This window comes from Candidatus Similichlamydia epinepheli (genome assembly GCF_003056015.1).
In genome coordinates this window covers 1-2,191 of the sequence record NZ_PPEU01000104.1, presented here as the reverse complement: position 1 = coordinate 2,191, position 2,191 = coordinate 1, and the positions used below count along the sequence as shown (strand labels likewise).

Genomic DNA, 2,191 nt, shown 5'->3' with positions numbered 1-2,191 from the left:
TATACCTTTGGCTAGCACAAATCTGTTTTGTATGTAACGGGATCATTGGGAGGGCTTCTTTGGCAATGAAGGAGAGTTCAAAAGCTTCAATTCTAAGATTGGCCCTGGAACAACAAAATTTTTCTATTCTTGAAAGATTTAAGCATGAAAAGTCGTGGTCTACTTGGTCTGCTCAAGATAGAGAGTTATTTGCGGAAGCTTTAGTGCACGAAGGAAGGCTATTTTCAAATGAAGTAAACTCTGGTCTTGCAATAAAGATGCTTAATTGCTTTGAGCTGGCCTCTCAAGTAGCTCCTATGAGTCACTATGTTGCTTACCTTCAGGGGCAAACCTTTTGGAGCTGCTATTTGAATGAAAAGAATCCTGGAGCGTTAAGTCATGCCGTTTATCGATTAAGAAGGGCATTGAAGGAGTCTTCATTTCATCTTCCTTATTTGCATCTATTTTTGCGCGTTGTGTTAGCTGCTCAATCGTTTTGGCTTGATTCAACTCAATTATTACAGGAGGCTTACGATTTAGCTCATCCAATAGTCTCTTCTTCGCTTATTGATGCTGAAACACATCTTCTTTGGGCAGAATTATTATTTGCTACAGCAAAAAATTCAGAGGAAATAGGGGATTATGTGAAGGCCATTAGATGCTTTGCAGAGGCTCAGGAGAAGAACGTCAATAAGGTATCTTTTTGGCTTGCGTACAGTGATTGTGTGCTTGCGCTTTCCAAGCGTGTTTCATCACATAACTTGTTGTGTCAAGCAGAGAAATTGATTGCATGTGCCATTAATTTGGCTCCAGAAAGTCCAGATGCCTGGCTTCTTCTTGCTAAATTTCATGCTAGGTGCCTTTTCCATCAAGGATTTGATGAATCTCTTGCAAAGGCAGAAGAGGCATTTTCTGGAGCTTTAGCAAGAGGAGCAAGTCGAATAGAAGTAAGTTTACAATGGGCAGAACTATACTATTTTGTTGGAAGGTTTAGACAACAAGTACAATTTTTACGTATTGCGTGTGATAAGCTCCAAATTGGGCTTGCTGTAGATCCTATTCATCCAAAGTTGAGAAGCTTGTTAAGTTGTTGTCAAACAATTCTTGGAGCTTATGACGATAATTTAGCTCTACTTCGTCAGGCAGAAAATGTTCTATTGGAAGTTATAGATCAGGAGCCAGAGGAGACTATTCATCACTATAGGCATGCACTAGCACTAATTGAGCAGGGAAGATACTTTTGCGATACACGTTTTTTCCAAAGCGCATTGGCCCGTTTGAAAACCTCAATGGCCCAACTTGGTAGATCCAGCTGGATTAGTCTTGGCCTTGCACAGACATACTTTCTTTTGGCAGAATCCACAGGCAATATTAATCTTTTTAAGAAATGTTTGGCGGGATTCAGTGAGTGTTCTGATCTATGCGAAGAACATATATGGATTAATATAGATTGGGCAGTTGCATTGATGCGAGCATCCGAAATTTTAGGGAATAAGGAGCTTTTGAATGAGGCATTGTCAAAGTTTTCTTTTGTTATCGATCAGTATCAGGCAATGGGTGTGAGGTTAGATGCTGAGTTGCTTTACCAGCATGGATGTGCATTAGATTTACAAGGAGATTACTCTGGGGATGAGACTTTCTATGACCGTGCAGTACAATCATTAGCACTTGCTCAAAACATTGATCCAAATGCATTCCATATTCGTTTAGCTTTCGCTTTTGCACTCTCTCATTTGGCAGAGGCAACCTCTGACCCAGAATGCTTTTTCAGAGCTTTTGAACATTATAGAATTCTTTCTGAAATAGATCCGGAAGATGATATCGTTTGGGGTGAATGGGGTATTTGTATTCTTTCATTTATCAAATCTTCTGTCCCACAACATTACATTCTGTCGTATTATGAGGCTCATCTTCAAGAGGCTGAAGAAAAATTTTTGATGTCTTTGAGATTAGGAAATCAAATGGTTTTCTATAACTTGGCCTGTATTTACTCGGTTCGAGGTGACATAGATAAAGCGCTAAAATGCTTTTCGAAAGCAGTTGAGGTTGGGGTTGTTCCTTCTTTAGAAGAAGTGTTAGAAGATAGCTGGTTAGATCCTTTGCGTAATGAATCTTATTTTCTTGAAATGCTGAGCAACCTGGATGAGGGCCCCTCTCCATCTGATGATTCAGATGATGATTTTTTGTTTTGGACTCGCCATAGATAGTTCTT

General features: G+C 39.6%; 1 protein-coding gene. It reads left to right on the top strand.

The features are described from left to right. A partial coding sequence (locus GCCT14_RS04525; RefSeq protein WP_204592956.1) for a tetratricopeptide repeat protein occupies window positions 1-2,186 on the top strand: 2,186 nt, incomplete at its 5' end. Between the last annotated feature and the right edge of the window lie 5 nt (window positions 2,187-2,191).